We start from the raw sequence: 17,030 nt of genomic DNA on the forward strand, positions 1-17,030 counted from the left end.
AAAAAATCTACAGGCCGTTTCGGCCGATCACGTCCCGGTACCAGAGGGCGCTGTCCTTGGGCGTCCTGGTTTGTGTCGCATAGTCCACATGGACGATGCCGAAACGCCGCCGGTACCCCTCCGCCCACTCGAAGTTGTCGAGCAGCGACCAGACCAGATACCCGCGCAGGTCCGCGCCCGCCTCGATGGCCCGGTGCACCTCGCGCAGGTGCCCGTCCAGGTACGCCACCCGCTCGTCGTCGCGCACGCGCCCGTCCTCCACGACGTCCTCGAAGGCCGCGCCGTTCTCGGTGACCATCAGGCCGACCTGCGGGTAGTCCCGCGAGAGGCGTACGAGCAGCCTGGACAGGCCGTCCGGCACGATGGGCCAGCCCATCGCGGTCGTCGGCGCGTCCGCCGCGGCGAACCTGACGTCCTCCGAACCCGGCCACGCGGCGTCCGCGGGCAGCCCTGGGCCCGCCTCGACCACGCACGGGTTGTAGTAGTTGATGCCCACCAGGTCGATCGGCGCGTTGATGAGCGCGAGGTCGCCGTCCTCGATGTGGCCGGTACCGCCGTTGCGGGCCGCCGCGTCCAGCACCTCCTGGGGGTACGTCCCGTACACCGCCGGGTCCAGGAACTGCCGGGTCAGCAGCGTGTGGATGCGGTGGGTGACGGCCGCGTCCACCTCGTCCGGCACCGCGGAGGGGTTGTTGACCTGGGCGGGGGTGAGCACCGGCGCCGAGTTGACCACCAGCATGATGCTCTGCGCGCCTCCGGAGCGCAGCCGCCGCGCGGCCAGCCCGTGGCCGAGCAGCAGGTGGTGCGCGGCACGCATGGCGTCGGCCGGGAGACGGCGGCCCGGGGCGTGCAGGCCGTTGCCGTAGCCGAGGAACGCCGCCACCCAGGGCTCGTTCAGCGTCGCCCAGTCGCTGACGCGGTCGCCGAGCCGGTCGTGTACGGCCTGGGCGTAGTCGGCGAACCGGTAGGCCGTGTCGCGGTGGGTCCAGCCGCCGCGTTCTTCGAGGGCTTGGGGGAGATCCCAGTGATAAAGCGTGACGTAGGGCGAAATTTCGGCGGCTAGTAGTTCATCGACGAGCTTGTCGTAGAACGCCAGCCCGCGCGGGTTGATCGGCCCCGCGCCGTCGGGCTGGATGCGCGGCCAGGCGATCGAGAACCGGTAGGCCGCCAGCCGCAGCTCGCGCATCAGCCCGACGTCGTCCCGGTAGCGGTGATAGTGGTCGCACGCCACGTCGCCGGTGTCGCCGTCCGCCACGTTCCCGGGGGTATGGGAGAAGGTGTCCCAGATCGACTGGCCCCGCCCGTCCTCCTTGACCGCCCCCTCGATCTGGTACGAGGCCGTGGCGGCTCCCCAGACGAAGTCCTCGGGAAAAATCATCCCTTCACAGCTCCTTGCATGATTCCGCCGATGATTTGCTTGCCGAACAGGGCGAAGACGGCAACGAGTGGCAACGTGCCGATCGCCGTTCCGGCCAGGCCCAGCACGTAGTCGTTGACGTATCCGCTGGCCAGCGTCGACAGGGCGACCTGGACCGTCGGGTTGTCCGGGCTCAGCACGACCAGCGGCCAGAAATAGTCGTTCCAGGCCGACATGAAGGTCAGCATGCCGAGCACGGCCGCCGCTGGCCGGGCCGCCGGCAACACGACGTGCCAGAACAGGCCCCACGTCGTGCACCCGTCCACCCGCCCGGCCTCCAGCAGGTCGGTGGGCAGGGCGCGCGAGAGGTACTGCGTCATGAAGAACACGCCGAACGCGTTGACCAGCGCCGGCACGATCAGCGCGTAGTTGGTGCCGGTCCACTCCAGCTTCACCATGAGCATGTAGAGCGGGATGATGCCGAGCTGCGCCGGGACCATCATGGTCGCCACGGTGATCACCAGCATGGCGTTCCTGCCCCGGAACCTGAGCTTGGCGAAGGCGAACCCGGCCAGCGTCGAGAAGAACATCACCGCGACGGAGATCGATCCGGCCACGATGATGGAGTTGAGCAGCGCGAGCCCGAAGGGGACGGTGTCGAAGACCCGGGCGACGTTGGCGAAGAAGTTGCCGCCGGGCAGCAGCGGCGGCGGCACCTCGGCCAGCGCCGAGTTGTGCCGGGAGGCCACCACGACGCTGTAGTAGAGCGGGAACGCCGAGAAGAAGGCGACCGCGGTCAGGGTCAGATAGCGCAGCCTCATACCAGCCCTCCCTTCGCCCTGCGGGTGATCAGGAAGTTGATGCCGGCCACGATCACCACGGCGAGGAACATCAGCCAGGACGCGGCCGAGGCGTAGCCGAAGTCGAACGTCGAGTTCGCGAAGCCCTGCTCGTAGACGAACAGCGCCAGGGTCTGGAACTGCCGGTCGGGCCCGCCGGTGGCGATGCCGCCCCCGCCGCCGCTGCTCTGTCCGAACAGCATGGGCTCGGCGATGATCTGCATGGCGCCGATCGTGGAGACGATGACCACGAAGATCATCGTTGGCCGGATCATCGGGATGGTGATCTTGCGCAGCTGCGTGAGGTTGCTCGCCCCGTCGAGGGTGGCGGCCTCGTACAGCTCGCGCGGCACGGCCTGCATGGCGGCCAGGAAGATCAGCGCGTTGTAGCCGGTCCAGCGCCACATGATCATCACCGAGAGGGCGACGTGCGAGCTCGCGGTGCCCGCCGCCCAGTCGATGCTGCCGACACCGAACCACGACAGGACCCAGTTGATCATGCCGAAGTCGCGGCCGAAAAGCTGGCTGAAGATCACCACCACCGCCACCACGCTCGTGACGTTGGGCAGCAGCAACGAGACCCGGAACAACGTCTGGAACCGCAGCCGCCGGTTGAGCAGGTGCGCCAGCCAGATGGCCAGCGCGAGTTGCGGCACCGTCGACAACACGCCGATGGAGAGCGTGTTGAACGTGGCGTTCCAGAAGTAGTCGTCGGCGAGCAGCGTCGCGAAGTTGTCCAGCCCGACGAACGTCTGGGTCTCCGACAACAACGTCCACTCGTGCAGGCTCACCCAGGCCGTGTAGATGAGCGGGAACAGCCCGAACGCGCAGAACAGCAGGAAGAACGGCGCCACGTAGGCGTACGGCGACACCCTCACGTCGAGGGTGTGCCGCACGCCCTTCCCGCGCCGTCGCGTGACCGCGAGGGGGAGAGTGCTCATTTGATCTTCTTGACGTCCTCGAGCACCTGCGCCCACGCCTCGTCCGGCGTCTGCTTGCCCTGCTCGACCCGGCCGAGCCCGTTGCCGATGGCGACCCGGACGTCAGCCTCCTTGGGGCCGAGGTGCTGCGGCTTGAGCGCCTTGGCCGCGTCGGAGTAGATCTTGCCGATGGGGGCGTCGCCGAAGAACGGCTTGGTGAAGTTCTGGATCTCCGGGTCGTCGTAGAGCGCCGGGATCGAGGGGAACGTGCCCTCCTCCTTGAACACCTTGGCCTGGTTCTCCTTGGAGGTGAGGAAGTCGATCAGCTCCGCCGCCTCCTTCGGGTGGTCGCTCTGCTTCGGCACCATCAGGTGCGAGCCGCCGCTGTTGCCCGAGCCGCCGGGCACGGCCGCGATGTCCCACTTGCCGGAGGCGTCCTTGGCCTGCTCCTGGATGAAGCCCGTCATCCAGGCCGGGCAGATGATCGTGGCGAACGAGCCCTTGGCGAAACCGGTGTTCCACGGCGGGGAGAAGGCCGCCAGCTTCGCGGTCAGGCCCTCCTGGGTGAGCTGGTTCGACAGGTCCCAGGCCTTCTTCACGTCGGGGTTCGACTCCACGATGATCTGGTCCTGGGCGTCGTACAGACCGACGGGGGCCTGGTTGACCATGGCGCGGAAGATCTCGCCGGGGGAGTCGACGAACTTCGCGCCGGCCACGTCGGCCGCGGCGAACTTCTTGCCGGTCGCGATGTACTCGTCCCACGTCGGCCAGAGCGCCGCGACCTCCTCGCGGTCGCTCGGCAGGCCCGCCTTCTCGAACAGGTCCTTGCGGTAGCACATGGCCAGGCCGCCCACGTCGGTGCCGAGCCCGAGCACCTGCGAGCCGTCCTTGCTCAGGCCCTGCTGCCACTTCCAGTCGAGGTAGTCGGCCTGCCGCTTGTCGAGCCCGAACTGCTTGAGGTCGGTGAACTTGGCGGGCTGCGCGGTGAACGTGCTGATGTAGCCGACCTCGACGGCCGTGACGTCGCCCGCGCCCGAGTTCGTGGCGAGCCGCTTGACCAGGTTGTTGTGGTGGTCGTTGAACTGCGTGACGTTCTCGACGATCTCGATGTCGGGATGGGTCTTCTTGTATTCCTCGTAGAGAGGTTTGAACCCGAAGTCGCCGAAGAGGTCGACGGTCAGTTTGATCTTTTCGCCGGGGTTGGCGCTCGCCTCTGCGGCGGAGTCCCCGCCACCGCCGCCGCCGCACGCGGCCGCCAGGGTGAGTGCGGACGCGGCGAGCAAGGACAGGCCGATCCGCCGGATACGAGGGGTCATCGGAAACCCTCCTGGGTAGGTGCTGAAGGGTGGAGAGAGCGCTCTCTCAAGAGATTCCAGGCGTTCGTACGGCTCTGTCAACGGGCTCTGTGTAACAATCGGGGTTATGAAGAGAGCGTTCTCACGAACCGGACAGGTGCCCGGCAGGCGTCGTACGGGGTCTGATCAGTCGCTGAGCACCCGCCCGGCCATCCGGGCGTACATCCGGCCGGGGCTCGGCGCCCTCGTCAGGAAGCCGGGCAACATGGGCAGGCTGACGGCGAACGGGTCGAGCCGCTCGTACAGCTCTTCGGCGTCCGCGGGCCGGTCGTCCGGCTTCTTCTCCAGCAACTGCGCCAGCAGCGCGCCCAGCTCTCCCGGCAGCCCGGGCAGGGCGGGCGGACGCTCCTTGACCTGCTTCTCGAAGACCACGTAGTCGGTGGGACCGGTGAAGAGCTGGCGTCCGGCCAGCATCTCGTGCAGGACGCAGCCGAGCGAGTAGAGGTCGCTGCGCGGCTCGGCGACGCCGTGCTGGATCTGCTCGGGCGCCATGTACGCCGGCGTGCCCAGGATCTGGCCGATCCTCGTGAACGTGGTGACGTCCGCGTCGCGGAGCATGGCCAGCCCGAAGTCCAGCACCTTCACGCTGCCGTCGGGGCAGAGCATGAGGTTCGTCGGCTTGAGGTCGCGATGGCAGATCGACAGCGCGTGGGCCGCCGACAACACCGCGCACGCCTGGGCCGCGATCGCCGCCGCCCACGGCACGGGCAGCGGGCCGTGCTCGCTGACCACGTCGGCCACCGTGACGCCCTCGATGAACTGCATCACCTGGTAGAGCCGCTGATCGTGGGCGCCGAAGTCGTACAGCACGGGGGCGCCGGGGTGCTCCAGCCTGGCCAGGATGCGGGCCTCTCGGATGAACCTGCGCTCCAGCTCCTCGTCGGGCCCGCTGGGCAACCTGAGCAGCTTCACCGCGACCCGGCGATCGAGGTGGCGGTCGTGGCCCGCGTAGACCGCACCCATGCCGCCCTGCCCTAGGGGCAGGTCGTCGAGCTCATAGCGGTCGCCGATGACCATTCGCCCTCCTGCCGCCTTATCGGGAAAAAACTACACCGTCAGGACGGCGAGGAGTGCCGTCGTCTGGAGGAGTGGCGGGAGCGGAGCGACCAGAACGGGGGAAGGCGGCGGCGTCTGGCGACCGAGCCGCCGAACGGAGTGAGGCCATGAACTCGTGAGGAGTGCCGTCGCCTGGAGGAGCGGCGGGAGCGGAGCGACCAGAACGGGGGAAGGCGGCGGCGTCTGGCGACCGAGCCGCCGAACGGAGTGAGGCCATGAACTTGTGAGGAGTGCCGTCGCCTGCCGGAGCGGCGGGAGCGGAGCGAGGCCATGAGCAGGCGGCGACATGGGGTGATCGAGCCCGTCTCACGAAGTGGGGCCATGAGCAGGTGGGTGCAGGTGGCCGTCGGCGAGCCCGTCGAGGCCCAGCCTGATGAGCGTCTGTCCGAGGGCGGCGGTCTCGCGCAGGGTGTCCTCCAGCACGGCGAGCTGCCGGAACGCCGCGCCGTAGGCCTGCTGCTCCCGCAACGACAGGCGCGGCAGCCGGGTGCGGCGCACGTCGAACCTGCTGGAGCCGGTCGTCACCCGGCCGCCCGCGGCCCGCAGGAAACCGGCCAGGAAGTCGGGGTCGAGCCGCCCGGCGTCGACGCGGTAGAGGGTCAGGTGGGGCCCCAGCACCGCGCCGTCGTCGGCCATCACCCGCACCGCCGAATAGGAGGCCACCACGTCGCCGGGGCGGATCGCGACCAGCCCCTGCTGCGTGCTGGTGAGGCCGGACGGCGAGGTGCCGTTGAGCACGTCGTCGGTGGTCAGCACCGGGATGTCGCCGCCGTCCGCGGCCATCTTGGGCGGGGCCTGCGCGGAGGTCACCAGGCCCTCCTTGATCAGGTCGCCCAGCGTGGTGGCGGGCTGGTCGAGCGGCTGCTCCAGGACCTTGAGGTCGGGCGGCACGGCGGCGGCCGCCAGGAACCGGTCGCGGGCCTCGGCGAACGCCCGTCCGACGTCGTCACGCCGCTGGTGGCGGGCCGGGGTCATGTCGACCTCGTCGGCCAGCAGGTCGATGATGCGTACGGTCTGGTCGGAACGGTCCTCCAGATAGGCCTGCCAGGCCGGCTCGACCAGCGACAGGTCGGCCGTGGCGTCGAGGATCAGCACGTCGGACGGCGGCCGCTCGCCCGCCGCGGGGCGGCGCAGCAGCCACAGGTCGGAGCCGGGCAGCGCCACGACAGCCCGCAGCGCGCCCGCGCGCAGCAGGTTGGCGCGGATGCGGCGGCCGGCCTTGCGGCTGGCGGCCGCCGGGGGCATGAGGATGGCGACCAGGCCGCGCGGTTTGACATGGGTGAGGCAGTGCTGCACCCACGCCAGCTCGGGCTCGCCGCGCGGCGGCAGGCCGTGCTCCCAGCGCGGGTCGCCGGTCAGCTCCTCGTAGCCCCAGGCCCGTTCGTTGAACGGCGGGCTGCACACCACCGCGTCGGCTCGCTCTCCGGCGAACCCGTCGTGGCGCATGGAGTCGCCCGCCACGACCGTGGCCTCGATGCCGCGCAGGCGGAGCCGGGAGGCGGTGATGGCCGCCGACGTCTCGCTCAGCTCCTGGCCCAGCGTCCTGGCGGGCATCCTGCGCTCGTCGCCGTCCTGGCCGTGGACCGATCGTGCGGGGGCGAGCAGCAGCGTCCCGACACCGCAGGCGGGGTCGAGGATGGTGGCGCCGTCCGGTTCGACGAGCCGGAGCATCAGCTCGGCCACGTCGTCGCGGGTGACGGAGAGCTGCCTGGAATGCGCTTCGAGGTAGCGCTCACACAGGAACTCGTACGCGGTCAGGGGGCCGTGCTGCCCGGCCAGCTCCAGGATCAGCTCGGCCAGCTCGGGGTCGAGCCCGGCCGGTTCGTCCACCGTTCTGGCGCTCTCAACGGGGTCGTCTCCGGCTTGGGGGCGAGGTCGCTCGCCGTCCCGGCCGGGTCCGTCGCCGGCGTGGGTTCCGGGGGAGGGAGAGGAGGCGGTGGCCTGCGCGTGGCGGGTCAGGAGCACCCCGGCCTGGGCCACCAGCTCGCCCAGTCGCAAATCGCCGGCGGCTTTCAGGCGTTGCCACACCCGATCACCCAGGGAGACCTGGTAGGACTTCCCGTAGCGACGCAGCCAGGACTCGACCTGCCGCAGCGAGAACAGCGGCTGGTTGGCGGTGCCCCCGACCGGGTGGGGGAAGTCGTCGTGGCGGCGGCGCCAGTTGCTCACCGCGGCACGCCCGACACCGGCGAGCCGGGCGATGTCCCCGGCGTTGACGGTCGGGTCGTGGCTCATGGGGCCCACATTAGTTCACAAGGGTCTTCAGCGCATCTGCTTGTGAAGTCTTTCAACCAATGATTTACTGCTGGGTATGAAGCACAACATCCGCTATGCCGCCGGATCAGACGTGGGCCGCCGCAGGGAGCAGAACGAAGATTCCGGCTATGCGAGTGGCCGGTTGCTCGTGGTGGCTGACGGGATGGGCGGCCATGCCGCCGGTGAGCTGGCGAGTTCGGCGGCGATCGCCGTCATGCGGGAGCTGGATGCCACGCTTCCCGAGAGCGGCGCCGACCTGGAGGCGGCGCTGGAAGGCGCCGTGCACGAGGCGGCCCGCAGGCTGGTCGAGCTGGCCGACATCGACCCCGCGCGCAGGGGGATGGGGACCACGGTGACCGCCATGTTGTGGGACGGCTACCGGTTCGCCCTGGCTCATCTTGGTGACTCCCGCGGATATCTGCTTCGCGACGGCGCTCTCTACCAGATGACCAAGGATCACACACTTGTGCAGTCGATGGTGGACGAAGGGCGGATAACGGAGGACCAGGCGGCCGTGCACCCCAGGCGCTCGATGGTGCTGCGGGTGCTGGGCAGCGAGGGCAGGGCGGAGCCGGACATGGCGCTGCGCGAAGCCGAGCCTGACGATCGCTACCTCCTCTGCTCCGACGGTCTCACGACCGTGCTCGGGCCCGAGGTCCTGCACGAGGTGCTGACCACGGTGGCAGACCCGGGCGCGGCCGTCCAGCGGTTGATAGATCTGGCCAACGAGGGCGGCTCTCCCGACAACGTGACCGTGATCGTGGCCGACGTCGTCGCGCCGGGCGCCGGAGAGGTGAGCGTCTACCGCGTCGGCGCAGGTTCCTGATCTTCGCAGCGCAGGCCGGATCCCAGGAGTCTCAGAATTCTCCTCAGCCTCGTCAGTGTGCTGATGCCCCGAAAACCGCATAGCCGATATTTCGCCTCATAGCGAGACACTTTCGCAGTGACGCACGCGTATGCGCGATGGCGCTATTACAGTCCATCGTGATTTGTCGGTTATCTGGGAGGTGTCACCCTGGACCCGATCGCGGACGAGCTGCTGAAGACGGTGCGGCAGGAACTCGGCTACAGGGAGAAGAGCGGCCAGGTCACCAAATTCGGCCAGTGGTATGCGGATCGCGTCCAAGACACCCAGTATCGCAACGCGCCATGGTGCGACATGTTCCTCGCCTGGGCCGCGGACAAGGCCGGCCTCACCGAATACGTCGGCGAATTCGCGTGGACACCCTCCCACGCGGCCTGGTTCATCAAGCAGGACGCGTGGACGCGGAAGCCCGAGCCGGGAGCTCTGGTCTTCTTCGACTGGCGCGGCGGCGAGAGTTACAAAGGTGTCGACCATGTGGGCGTCGTGGAGCGCGTCGCCGGCAAGAAGATCCACACGATCGAGGCCAACGTCGACCGGGAGTGGCTCAAGCGCAAGACCCGCGAGACGGACAAGGTCGTCGGCTACGGCGTCCCGCGATTAGTCAAGGCGAACGCCGAGCGGCTCGACGAGATCCGGTCGACCGAGCGGCCGTTCGTGTCCGCGCCTCGACCGGAAACGGGCAACGGCTCGCCGCTGGACGTCTTAGGCACCCCGCCCGCGCTGCTCGCCGCGATGGTGATCACCACGATCGTGCTCACGCTGCGCGTGACCGGCCGCCGCCGCGGCACCCACCGCCGCTTCACCCGCCGTTTCGCCCGCCGTTTCGCCCGCCGTTTCCCCTGGCCCCGGAACGCGCCAACCACTCGCCGTCCCGCCAAGACCTCCTCCGGTACGCGGCCTCCCAAGGTACGCGAGAAGGCGCGGGCCGCAACCCACCCCGGCCCCGCCCAGCGCCATCCGGCCCCCGAGCAGCCCGCCCGCCCCGCCAGGATCCGCGTTCCCGCCGGCCCGGCGCATCAGGCCGCCAAGCAGGCCGCGCCCACCCGGCGCCGCCCGTACGAACCCCGCTGAGTTCGCCCCGCGCATGCCCGTCCGGCAACGGCACGGCGCGCCGCCCGGTCGGTCCGACCCCGTGCACGGCCTTCCGGTAAGGGTGCGGTGCGGGAGCCCGGCGGGCGCTAGGACGGGAGATCGATGACGGCCTTGACGTCGTGGCTCGGCTCGAAGGCCTCCAGGGCGCGCTCCAGCGGCAGCCGCCGGGTGATCAGCCGCTCCAGCCACGTGATGTCCGCCTGGGCCAGTGCCGCCGCCGCGTCCCTGAAATGGCGCAGGTTGCCGTTGACCGTGCCGAAGATCACGTCGTTCTCCAGGACGATGTCCCGGTTGATCACCCCGGCGTCCACCCGATGGGAACGCCCTCCAGGGGCGAGGCCGCACAGGCAGACGATGCCCGCGGCGGCGGTGGTGCGCATGGCGTCGATGACGAGTTGCCCCACGCCCGTGCACTCGATGATGATGTCCGGCTTCGCGTCGGCGAACGGCTCCAGCCCCGTGCCCGAGTGGTAGGTGGCGCCCAGATCCTCCACCAGGCCGGACTTGAGCCCTTTGGGGGCGCGGTCCAGCACGTGCACGTTGAGCCCTCGCTGCCGGCCGAGGAGCGCGGCCAGCAGCCCGATCGGCCCCGCGCCGATCACGAGCAGCGTGCGTGGCTCGAACCAGGATCGCGACCCGATGCGCTCGATCTGCTCCCACGCCTTGGCGACCACGGAGGTGGGCTCGACCAGCATGCCGACGCTCTCCAGCGAGGGGTCGAGGCGGACGGCGTAGCCGGCTTCGACGACCCAGCGCTCGCTGGCGTACCCGTCGAGGTCTTTGATGCCCCGCTCGGTGTAGCGGCCGTTGCGGCACATGTCGAACTCGCCCCGCTCGCAGGCCCCGCAGGGCACGGGGTCGGGGCGGCGGACCACGCCCACCACCAGGTCTCCGGGTGAGAAGGCGGATCCTTGGGGCGATTCGAGCACCCGGCCCAGCGACTCGTGCCCGATGACCATGCGTTCCCTGCCGGGCGGCGGCCAGCCGTATTCGGCGGCGGCCAGTTCGCGGTCCGTCCCGCAGATGCCCAGGGCCAGCCCTTGGACGAGCAGCTCGCCCTGGCCGGGCTGGGGTTCGGGTAGTTCCTCGATGCCGAGTGTCCCCTGCTTGCCCGGTGCGAACGTCAGTGCACGCATCGCGCTCACCCCCTCCAGCGGGACCCTACCCCGGACGGGCTTGGGAAATAGTAGGACGTCCTAGTATCTTCGGAGATGACACCCTCACGAAGGAGTGAACAGGCGTGCACGTCCCGGTACACCCAGTCCGTTTCGTGACCGCCGCGGCCCTGTTCGACGGCCATGACGCGGCGATCAACATCATGCGACGCATCCTCCAGTCACAGGGGGCCGAGGTCATCCATCTCGGGCACAACCGTTCGGTTGACGAGATCGTCACGGCCGCCATCCAGGAGGACGCCCAGGGGGTGGCGATCAGCTCGTACCAGGGCGGGCACGTGGAGTTCTTCTCCTACCTGGTGCAACTGCTGCGCGAGCGGGGCGCCGGCCACGTCAGGGTGTACGGAGGCGGCGGGGGAGTGATCGTCCCCGAGGAGATCGAGCTGCTGCACTCGCGCGGCGTCGCCCGCATCTTCTCGCCCGAGGACGGCCAGCGCTACGGACTGCCCGGGATGATCAACAAGCTGGTCGAGGAGTGCGACGTCGAGCTGGACGACCCGCCCTCGGTGGAGGCCGTGGTCTCCGGCGACCAGGCGGCCCTGGCCCGGGCGATCACGCTCGTGGAGTGCGGGCGCGCCCCCGCCGACCTGATGGAGGGCCTGCGGGCCGCGGGGCCGAAGGAGGGCGACGCGAGGGCGCCGGTGCTCGGCATCACGGGCACGGGCGGCTCGGGGAAGTCGTCGCTGACCGACGAGATCGTCCGCAGGTTCCGCGTCGACAACGACGACAAGCTGCGTATCGCGATCATCGCCATCGACCCCACCCGCAGGCGAGGCGGTGGCGCGCTGCTCGGCGACCGCATCAGGATGAACAGCCTGGGACCCCAGACCTACTTCCGCTCCCTGGCCACCCGCGGCGCCGCCAACGAGGTGCCCGCCTGCCTCGACGACGTGATCACCGCCTGCCGCGCGGCCGGCCACGACCTGGTCATCGTGGAGACGCCCGGCATCGGACAGGGCGACGCCGGCATCGTCCCGCACGTCGACGTGCCCATCTACGTGATGACGCCCGAGTTCGGCGCGGCCTCCCAGCTGGAGAAGATCGACATGCTCGACTTCGCCGAGGCCGTGGTGATCAACAAGTACGAGCGGCGCGGCGCGGAGGACGCCCTGCGTGACGTGCGCCGCCAGCTCGTACGCAACCGCGAGGCGTTCGGGGTGTCCCCGGACGACATGCCGGTCTTCGGCACCATCGCCGCCCGCTACAACGACAGCGGCGTGACGGCCCTCTACCAGCACCTCAAGCCCCTCCTGCTGCCCGGCGCCGGCCCCGGGCTGCTGCCCCGGGTGTCCGAGCGCACCTCCAGGGCCTCGGCCGCCATCGTCCCGCCCGCCAGGGCGCGCTACCTGGCCGAGATCGCCGAGACGGTCCGCGCGTACCACGCCGAGACCCTCGCCCAGGCGGAGGTGGCCCGCCGCCGCCAGCAACTCGCCGCCGTACGGTCGCTGCTGGAGGAGGGCGACGGGCGGCTGGCCGAGCTCGAAGCCCAGGCCGAGCGGGAGCTCGGCGACGAGAGCCGGGCGCTGCTCGACGCCTGGCCGGCGCTCAAGGAGCGCTACACCGCCGACGAGCTGGTGGTGAAGATCCGCGATCGCGAGATCCACACCCCGCTCTGGCGCGAGACGCTCTCCGGCAACCGCGTCCCCAGAGTCGCCCTGCCCCGCTACACCGACCACGGCGACCTGCTGCGGTTCCTGCGCGGCGAGAACCTGCCGGGCATGTTCCCCTTCACCGCCGGGGTGTTCCCGTTCAAGCGCGCGGACGAGGACCCGACCAGGATGTTCGCCGGCGAGGGCGACCCGTTCCGCACCAACAGGCGCTTCAAGCTGCTGTCGGAGGGCCAGCCCGCGACCCGGCTGTCCACCGCCTTCGACTCGGTCACGTTGTACGGCCACGACCCCGACCTGCGGCCCGACATCTACGGAAAGGTCGGCACGTCGGGCGTCTCCATCGCGACGCTCGACGACATGAAGGTGCTCTACGACGGTTTCGACCTGGCGGCGCCCAACACGTCGGTGTCGATGACGATCAACGGGCCGGCTCCCACGATCCTGGCCTTCTACCTCAACGCCGCCATCGACCAGGCCCGCGACCGGTTCCGGGCCGAGCACGGCCGCGACCCCGGGGAGCAGGAGGACCGCGACCTGCGCGCCCGCACCCTGGCCACGGTCAGGGGCACCGTCCAGGCCGACATCCTCAAGGAGGACCAGGGACAGAACACCTGCATCTTCTCCACGGAGTTCTCGCTGCGGATGATGGCCGACATCCAGGAGTGGTTCATCCGCAACGGCGTGCGCAACTTCTACTCGGTCTCGATCTCCGGCTACCACATCGCCGAGGCCGGGGCCAACCCCATCAGCCAGCTGGCCTTCACCCTGGCCAACGGCTTCACGTACGTGGAGGCGTACCTGGCCAGGGGCATGAAGATCGACGACTTCGCCCCCAACCTGTCGTTCTTCTTCTCCAACGGCATGGACCCCGAGTACAGCGTGCTCGGGCGGGTGGCCCGCCGCATCTGGGCGGTGGCCATGCGGGAGAGGTACGGCGCCGGCGAGCGCTCGCAGAAGCTGAAGTACCACATCCAGACCTCGGGGCGGTCCCTGCACGCGCAGGAGATGAACTTCAACGACATCCGCACCACGCTCCAGGCGCTGATCGCCGTCTACGACAACTGCAACAGCCTGCACACCAACGCCTTCGACGAGGCCGTGACCACGCCGTCCGCCGACTCGGTGCGCCGGGCCATGGCGATCCAGCTCATCATCAACAAGGAGTGGGGCCTGGCCAGGAACGAGAACCCCCTGCAGGGTTCGTTCATCATCGAGGAGCTCACCGACCTGGTGGAGGAGGCGGTGCTCGGCGAGTTCGAGCGCCTGTCGGACCGGGGCGGGGTGCTGGGCGCGATGGAGACCGGCTACCAGCGCGGCAAGATCCAGGACGAGTCGATGCTGTACGAGATGCGCAAGCACGACGGCTCGTTGCCCATCGTCGGCGTCAACACCTTCCGCAACGGCGCCCACGGCGAGGACTCCGACCCGCACAAGCTGGAGCTGGCCAGGGGCACGGAGGAGGAGAAGCAGTCGCAGCTCGACCGCCTGCGCGCCTTCCACGAGCGCAACCGCTCGGAGGCGCCCGCCCAGCTGGCCCGGCTCCGTGAGGCGGCGATGTCGGAGGAGAACGCGTTCGAGGTGCTGATGGACGCGGCCCGCGCCTGCTCGCTCGGCCAGATCACCGACGCGCTGTTCGAGGCCGGAGGCCAGTACCGCCGCAACGTCTGAAAGGTCCGCTGGCGGGATTCCGTCAGGGCGGGTTCTCGCCAGCGGATGACCTACCCGAGGGCATGGCGGAAACGGTGAAATCCTCACCATGCCCCTCAAATCGCTGACGGGTGCGCTGGTCACGAGGGAGTGGTTCGAGACGCTGGGGCCGCTCGCCAGGATCGCCCTGTCGGGACCACGCAGGATGTCGCTGAAGGCCACCGCGGCCGACGCCAGGGGCAACACGGTGAGTCGTGAGATCATCCGGGCGATCGTGGCTGAATAACCGTGCAGTCACGATTGAGGGCTGATGTCGCCTTTGGGCCTGTCGTCTCTTCCATACTGGTCGGCGTTCCGGCCGGGAAGGGGGAGACGGGCACCGTGCTCGAAGCGCTGGGTCTCACAGCCGGTGAGGAGGCCGTCTACCGCTTCCTGATCGACGGCCCCCGCGCCGCCACCGAGCTCGCCGAGTCCCTCGACCGCTCGCGCTCCTCGATCGAGGAGGACCTCGTCGCGCTGATCGGGCGCGGCCTGGTCTCGCGGCTCGCGGGCACCCCCGTCCGGCACGTGGCCGCGCCGCCCTCGGTCGCGCTCGGCGGCCTGCTCACCGCGCGCAGGGAGGAGCTGCGCACCGCGGAGCTGGCCCTCGTCGCGCTGGCCGAGCAGCACAGGATGGCGGCCACCGACCGTGCCGCCGGAGACCTCATCGAGGTCGTGACCGGCATGGAGCCGGTACGGCAACGTTTCCTGCAGATCCAGTGGGCGGCGGGCAGGCAGGTGCGCTCGTTCTCCACGGCGCCCTTCGTGGCGGTGCCGCCCGGCGACAACACCGCCGAGGACCAGGCCGTCGACCGCGGCGTGGAATATCGCGTGGTGCTGGAGCGCGAGGTGCTGGCCACCCCCGGCGTCGCCGCGATGACCCTCGACTCCGTCCGCAGGGGCGTGCAGGTCAGGGTGGTGGACAAGCTGCCCATCAAGCTGATCATGGCGGACGGCGAGCTGGCCCTGGTCCCGCTGACCACCGAGCCGGGCGGCGAGCCCGCGGCCGTGCTGCTGCACCGCAGCGGCCTGCTGAGCGCCGTGGAGGCGCTGTTCGACGCGGTGTGGCAGCGGGCCTACCCCCTTCGCCTGGACGCCTCCGGCGCGCTCGACGAGCAGCCCGAGCCGGCGATCACCGAGCTCGACAGGAAGATCCTCGGCCTGCTGCTGTCAGGGCTGACCGACGAGTCCGTGGCCGGCCAGCTCGACCTGTCGCTGCGCACGCTCCAGCGGCGGCTGCGCGCTCTGATGGACCTCGCGGGCGTGCGCACACGCGTGCAACTCGGCTGGCACGCCGCCCGCCACGGGTGGGCCTGACCCCCTGGTTCGTGGATCCCCGGCCCAACCTGATATCCAGTGAATCGAACATCGCTACCAGGAGGCACTCATGTCCGACGTCACGTTCAAGGGCAACCCCATCACCGTAGGCGGCTCCTTCCCCGAGCCGGGCGACAGCGCGCCCGCGTTCCGCCTGGTCGGCGACGACCTGAGTGAGCGTACGCTCGCCGACTTCGGCGGGCAGACCAAGGTGCTCAACATCTTCCCGAGCCTCGACACCGGCGTCTGCGCGGCCTCGGTGCGCCGCTTCAACCAGGTGGCGGCCGAGCACCCCGGCGTGGCCGTGCTCTGCATCTCCGCCGACCTGCCGTTCGCGCAGAAGCGGTTCTGCGGTTCCGAAGGGCTCGACAAGGTGACCACGCTCTCGCTCATGCGGGGCCGCGAGTTCCTGGCCGACTACGGTGTCGCGCAGGAGTCGGGGCCGCTGGCCGGGCTGGCCGCGCGCGCGGTCGTCGTGCTCGACGGCGACAACAAGGTGGTCTACTCCGAGCTGGTGCCGGAGATCACGCAGGAGCCCGACTACGAGGGCGCGCTGGCCGCTCTCAAGTGACCCCCGAACTCCGCGGCCAGCTCCAGTAGGTGCTCGTCGCCCGTGGCGGTGTGCTGGAGGTCGATGATCACCGCGTGGACCCCGGCCTCCGCCGCGGCGGCGAGATAGTCGCAGATCTGGGCGACCGTGCCGCTCCACGGAGGCCTGCCGGTCTCCGTGATCTCGGGGTTGGTCCGCAGCACCATGCGGAGCGCGCCGGGGTCGCGCCCGGCCCGCTCCGCCGTCTCGCGCACCGTCCGCCACATCGCGGTGAGCATCGGGATCGGCAGCGAGGCCGTCAGCCAGCCGTCGGCCCTGCGGCCGATGCGGCGCAGCGCGGGTGCGGCGAAACCACCCAGATAGATCGGCGGGCGGCGGGCCGGCTTGGGCTCGATGTGGCTGGGCACGATCGTCCACGGCTCGTGCTCGAACGAGACGGGATCGTCGCGCCAGATCGCTTCCAGGGCGTCGAGCGTGGCGTCATAGCGGCTCGCCCGGTCCCGCCAGGTCACGCCGGCGGCGGCGTACTCGTCGGACGACCAGCCGAGCCCCAGGCCGACGTCCAGCCGGCCGCCGCTGAGATGGTCGATCGTGGTGAGCGAGCGGGCCAGCACCACCGGGGGATACCAGCAGGCGTTGAGCGCGCTGGTGCCCAGCCGGATGGCGGAGGTCGCCGAGGCCGCCACCGAGAGCACCGCGAACGGGTCGAGGAACACCCGGTGCGCCTCGGGGATCCGGCCGTCGCCCCCCGGGTAGCGGTCTCTGGGCCGCAGCGGCGTCAGCAGCCGGTCGCCCGCCCACAGGCCGGCGAACCCCATCGACTCGGCCTCCCGAGCCACCCGCAACACGCTGGACAGCGCGGCGAACCTGCCGTATTGCGGCACGGCCAGCCCGACGTCCATCATTCAGGTCGTCTCCAGCGCATGGCGTGGATTCTACGGGTCCGCACCGC

General features: G+C 70.0%; 14 protein-coding genes. 6 read left to right on the top strand and 8 right to left on the bottom strand.

Going from position 1 to position 17,030, the window contains the following annotated elements; all coding sequences use genetic code 11:
• Window positions 1–7 precede the first annotated feature (7 nt).
• The 6 genes from ABGB14_RS12260 to ABGB14_RS12285 all read right to left on the bottom strand — a co-directional run bounded on the left by ABGB14_RS12260 (window position 8) and on the right by ABGB14_RS12285 (window position 7,762).
• Window positions 8–1,378, bottom strand: a complete 1,371-nt coding sequence (locus ABGB14_RS12260; RefSeq protein ID WP_347643727.1) for a GH1 family beta-glucosidase — start codon at window positions 1,376–1,378, stop codon at window positions 8–10.
• Window positions 1,375–2,178: a carbohydrate ABC transporter permease gene (locus tag ABGB14_RS12265; protein WP_347643728.1), complete on the bottom strand. Its 804-nt coding sequence runs from the start codon at window positions 2,176–2,178 to the stop codon at window positions 1,375–1,377. The genes ABGB14_RS12260 and ABGB14_RS12265 overlap by 4 nt, the downstream gene beginning before the upstream one ends.
• Window positions 2,175–3,137, bottom strand: a complete 963-nt coding sequence (locus ABGB14_RS12270) for a sugar ABC transporter permease (RefSeq protein WP_347643729.1) — start codon at window positions 3,135–3,137, stop codon at window positions 2,175–2,177. Before ABGB14_RS12270 ends, ABGB14_RS12265 begins: the two co-directional genes overlap by 4 nt.
• On the bottom strand, window positions 3,134–4,432 hold the full coding sequence (locus ABGB14_RS12275; RefSeq protein ID WP_347643730.1) for an ABC transporter substrate-binding protein: 1,299 nt from the start codon (window positions 4,430–4,432) through the stop codon (window positions 3,134–3,136). Before ABGB14_RS12275 ends, ABGB14_RS12270 begins: the two co-directional genes overlap by 4 nt.
• A 165-nt stretch (window positions 4,433–4,597) precedes the next feature.
• Window positions 4,598–5,488 (bottom strand): serine/threonine-protein kinase, encoded by an 891-nt coding sequence (locus tag ABGB14_RS12280; protein ID WP_347643731.1) that lies wholly within the window; start codon window positions 5,486–5,488, stop codon window positions 4,598–4,600.
• Between the two features lie 345 nt (window positions 5,489–5,833).
• Complete coding sequence (locus ABGB14_RS12285; RefSeq protein WP_347643732.1) at window positions 5,834–7,762, bottom strand: N-6 DNA methylase; 1,929 nt, start codon at window positions 7,760–7,762, stop codon at window positions 5,834–5,836.
• Window positions 7,763–7,838: 76 nt separating this feature from the next.
• Here ABGB14_RS12285 and ABGB14_RS12290 point away from each other — a divergent pair, with 76 nt between their 5' ends.
• Entirely contained in the window at window positions 7,839–8,609 is a 771-nt protein-coding gene (locus ABGB14_RS12290) for a protein phosphatase 2C domain-containing protein (RefSeq protein ID WP_347643733.1), read from the top strand.
• A gap of 222 nt (window positions 8,610–8,831) precedes the next feature.
• On the top strand, window positions 8,832–9,719 hold the full coding sequence (locus tag ABGB14_RS12295; protein WP_347643734.1) for a CHAP domain-containing protein: 888 nt from the start codon (window positions 8,832–8,834) through the stop codon (window positions 9,717–9,719).
• Window positions 9,720–9,826: 107 nt separating this feature from the next.
• Here the strand turns inward: ABGB14_RS12295 and ABGB14_RS12300 are convergent, their stop codons facing one another.
• Window positions 9,827–10,876, bottom strand: coding sequence for a glucose 1-dehydrogenase (locus ABGB14_RS12300; RefSeq protein WP_347643735.1), 1,050 nt, complete (start codon window positions 10,874–10,876; stop codon window positions 9,827–9,829).
• 104 nt (window positions 10,877–10,980) lie between these two features.
• On the opposite strand from ABGB14_RS12300, the gene icmF reads away from it, so the two are divergent.
• From icmF to tpx, 4 genes are all read left to right on the top strand, one after another.
• Window positions 10,981–14,193 carry a fused isobutyryl-CoA mutase/GTPase IcmF gene (gene icmF, locus ABGB14_RS12305; RefSeq protein ID WP_347643736.1) on the top strand — a complete coding sequence of 1,071 codons (3,213 nt, stop codon included), beginning with the start codon at window positions 10,981–10,983 and terminating at the stop codon, window positions 14,191–14,193.
• An 88-nt stretch (window positions 14,194–14,281) separates the two neighbouring features.
• Window positions 14,282–14,458: a hypothetical protein gene (locus ABGB14_RS12310; RefSeq protein ID WP_347643737.1), complete on the top strand. Its 177-nt coding sequence runs from the start codon at window positions 14,282–14,284 to the stop codon at window positions 14,456–14,458.
• A gap of 95 nt (window positions 14,459–14,553) precedes the next feature.
• Window positions 14,554–15,528: a helix-turn-helix domain-containing protein gene (locus ABGB14_RS12315; RefSeq protein WP_347643738.1), complete on the top strand. Its 975-nt coding sequence runs from the start codon at window positions 14,554–14,556 to the stop codon at window positions 15,526–15,528.
• A gap of 70 nt (window positions 15,529–15,598) precedes the next feature.
• A complete protein-coding gene (gene tpx / locus ABGB14_RS12320; RefSeq protein ID WP_347643739.1) occupies window positions 15,599–16,099 on the top strand; it encodes a thiol peroxidase in 501 nt (166 codons plus the stop codon).
• Here tpx and ABGB14_RS12325 read toward each other — a convergent pair.
• The gene (locus ABGB14_RS12325) at window positions 16,069–16,983 is read right to left on the bottom strand and encodes a TIGR03619 family F420-dependent LLM class oxidoreductase (protein WP_347643740.1); all 915 of its coding nucleotides are present in this window, start codon (window positions 16,981–16,983) and stop codon (window positions 16,069–16,071) included. The two genes, tpx and ABGB14_RS12325, sit on opposite strands and share 31 nt — an antisense overlap.
• Window positions 16,984–17,030: the final 47 nt, after the last annotated feature.

It is taken from the genome of Nonomuraea sp. B10E15 (assembly GCF_039871615.1).
Lineage (GTDB): Bacteria > Actinomycetota > Actinomycetes > Streptosporangiales > Streptosporangiaceae > Nonomuraea.